The sequence below is a fragment of the Ferrovibrio sp. genome (assembly GCF_046297895.1).
GTDB lineage: Bacteria > Pseudomonadota > Alphaproteobacteria > Ferrovibrionales > Ferrovibrionaceae > Ferrovibrio.
This window is the reverse complement of the sequence record NZ_JBKBHC010000015.1, coordinates 1-2,476: the sequence shown is the minus strand read 5'-3', so window position 1 is coordinate 2,476 and position 2,476 is coordinate 1. Positions and strand designations below refer to the sequence as shown.

The window sequence follows — 2,476 nt, the reverse complement described above, 5'->3', positions numbered from 1 at the left end:
CTGGCGCAATGCCCCAATGGCCGGTTGCTGGTGGGACATACTGCCGGCGCGCATGTCTTCGACGGCAAGAAGTGGGCCGAGTACAAGCTGAAAGGCGTGACCAGCCCCAGCGGCATCGCCTGTGATGCCAAAAACAACGTCTGGCTTTCGCACTATGGGGGCGTCAGCCAATTCGATGGCAAAAGGTGGACGACCTATCCCGCTTCTAGCATTGCCAAGGGCGAGGATGCATTGGTGTCTGCCTTGGTTAAGGATATTGCCGTCGCGCCCAGCGGCGCTGTCTGGGTAGCCACGCCGAACAGCATCGCCAGATTTGACGGCAAGACTTGGACGGTGTATCGGGAAGGCAAGGGGTTCTCTAAAAAGTATTTCTTTGAGAAGATCGCCCTCGACGCCAAAGGTTATCCTCGGGCTGCCGTCAATGGCGGCGTGCTGGCGTTTGACGGCAAATCATGGGAGCTGCTCGAGAACCGCGACCTGCTCAATCCACAGGCTACGCTTGTGGACGCCGACGGTCGCATCCTGGTCGGCGACGCCAACGGCCTGTTCCTGTATGAAGACGGCGCATGGTCGAGGATCGCAGAGGAAAAGCTAGGAGATAGAAGCGTCCGGTCGCTGGCCACAGATAAGCAAGGCCGGCTGTGGATCGGCACCGACTATGGCTTGCACATCGTGAAAGACGATCGGTGGACGCACTACTACATGCACAACTCCGACCTGGCATCGAACGACATCCGCGTCATCTTGACGCAGGGCAACGGCCCTGCGCTGCCCCAGCCGATTAGCAAGAAGCCGGGTTCGATCTCCGGCTCGTTGGTCAAAGGCAATAAACCGCTGGCGAACGTCAAGGTCGAGGTATGCGTCAGGCCGCTGGGCTTCTTCTATCAGGGTGGCACCCCCTGTTCGAGCCAGCCTTTCTTTAAGGGCGCGCTGACGGACAGGGCCGGCAAATTCAGGATCACCGATCTGCCGGTGGGCAACTATGTGTTGACTGCCGAGGGCGCGCCGGGCGAATGGGCGCAGTTGACGGCTTTCTTCGGCGGGAGCGAGTTCGTGCCGGTAGCCGCCGGCAAGGACACTGCCCTGGGTGAGTTAACGGTCGAGGATAAGTAGGCGCCTTCAAGGCATCGTCAGCAGGCGATTAACTTCGTGCGGGCCATCCATGGCGGAGCCGGCCGCTTTGCGATTCCGTCGAGGCGCTGGAAGACCTGCGGCTGGCCCGTGACTACTTCCGCTTGCTCCGGGGGCGCTGAACGGCTATATTCTGCCTCTGGGTTCTACTTTCTCAGTTCTGACTTCCATCCCTTGCAATTCGGCATCAACACCTTCCTGTTTACCTTCCCTTTTACCAACAAGAGCGCTAAGCTCTTCCCGCAGTTCAAAGCCTGGGGATTCGATGCGGTGGAGATCGCGATTGACGATCCAGCTGGCTACGACCCGCACCTCATCCGCGATGCGCTCGACCGGAGCGGGCTGGTCTGCAATACCGTGTGCGGTGCGTTCGGCCACGACCGTGACCTGCGCGGCGCGCCGGAGCATCAGCAGAACAGCCTGCACTACATGATGTCCATGCTGGATCAGATGGTGGTGCTGGGCGCGAGGATTCTGGCTGGGCCGGTGTATTCGGCCGTAGGCCGCGCCGAAGCCACGCCGCCGCGCGAGCGCGCCCGCCAGTGGAAGACAGTGGTCAAGCATCTCAAGCGGCTGTGCGACTACGCCGGCCAGAGGGGCATCCGCATCGCTGTTGAGCCGCTCAACCGCTTCGAGACAGATTTCCTGAACACCGTGGATGATGCCCTGGCGCTGATCGCCGATGTGGACAGCCCGGCCATCGGCCTGCACTACGATACCTTCCACACATGTATTGCCAGGTCACGAACCAGTTGTCGAAGCTCAAGCCGTAGCGCTCGACTTTGTCGCCCTGCGCCACGTGCAGCTTGAGGGCGGCTTCTCGCACGTCGTTCCATGTCCAATCCGGCGTGGGGGGTTGCAGCCCGGCCTGCTCGAAGTGATCCACGTTGTAGTACAGCGACACCGGTCCGGGCATGAAGCCATAGATGAACGCATACGACTTGCCTTGCCAGCTTTGCGCCGGGATGACCACAGGCAGGATGTCGTCGCGCTTGATTTGGTCGTCGCTGTCAATCAGGTCGTCCAGCGGGCGCAGCGCGCCGTTAGCGGCGTAGGGCTGCACGTAGCCTTCCCACATGTCGAACACGTCCGGCAGCGTGTTAGCCGCCATCATCGTCTGCAGCTTCTCGAAGTAGCCCTGGCCGGCGGGCAAGATCTCCGGCACGATCTTCACGCCGGGATAGCGGGCTTCAAAGTCGGCGTTGAACTTGTTGCGCAGCGGCTCTTCGGACGCTGTGGCGCAGCACACCATCACCCGCAGATTGCCGGCCATGCCCTCGGCGGCGGGCTGCGCGGCGGGCGCCGCCCCTTGTCCGCCAGCCGGCGCAGCGCAGGCAGCCAGCGC

The 2,476-nt window shown here is 61.9% G+C and carries 2 protein-coding genes and 1 pseudogene; 2 read left to right on the top strand and 1 reads right to left on the bottom strand.

The window, feature by feature from the left end:
• Both ACK4FK_RS18700 and ACK4FK_RS18695 read left to right on the top strand, forming a co-directional pair.
• Window positions 1–1,113 (top strand): two-component regulator propeller domain-containing protein (locus ACK4FK_RS18700; protein ID WP_409747191.1); only part of this gene is annotated, 1,113 nt, incomplete at its 5' end.
• 36 nt (window positions 1,114–1,149) lie between these two features.
• Window positions 1,150–1,809: pseudogene (locus ACK4FK_RS18695) on the top strand (sugar phosphate isomerase/epimerase family protein); the annotation flags it as partial.
• Here the strand turns inward: ACK4FK_RS18695 and ACK4FK_RS18690 are convergent.
• Window positions 1,754–2,383: an extracellular solute-binding protein gene (locus tag ACK4FK_RS18690; protein WP_409747194.1), complete on the bottom strand. Its 630-nt coding sequence runs from the start codon at window positions 2,381–2,383 to the stop codon at window positions 1,754–1,756. The pseudogene ACK4FK_RS18695 and the gene ACK4FK_RS18690 sit on opposite strands and share 56 nt — an antisense overlap.
• Window positions 2,384–2,476: the final 93 nt, after the last annotated feature.

Coding starts and splice junctions, on each gene's coding strand:
- ACK4FK_RS18690 (WP_409747194.1), bottom strand. CDS start 2,383: ATGGTGTGCTGCGCCACAGCGTCCGAAGAGCCGCTGCGCAACAAGTTC.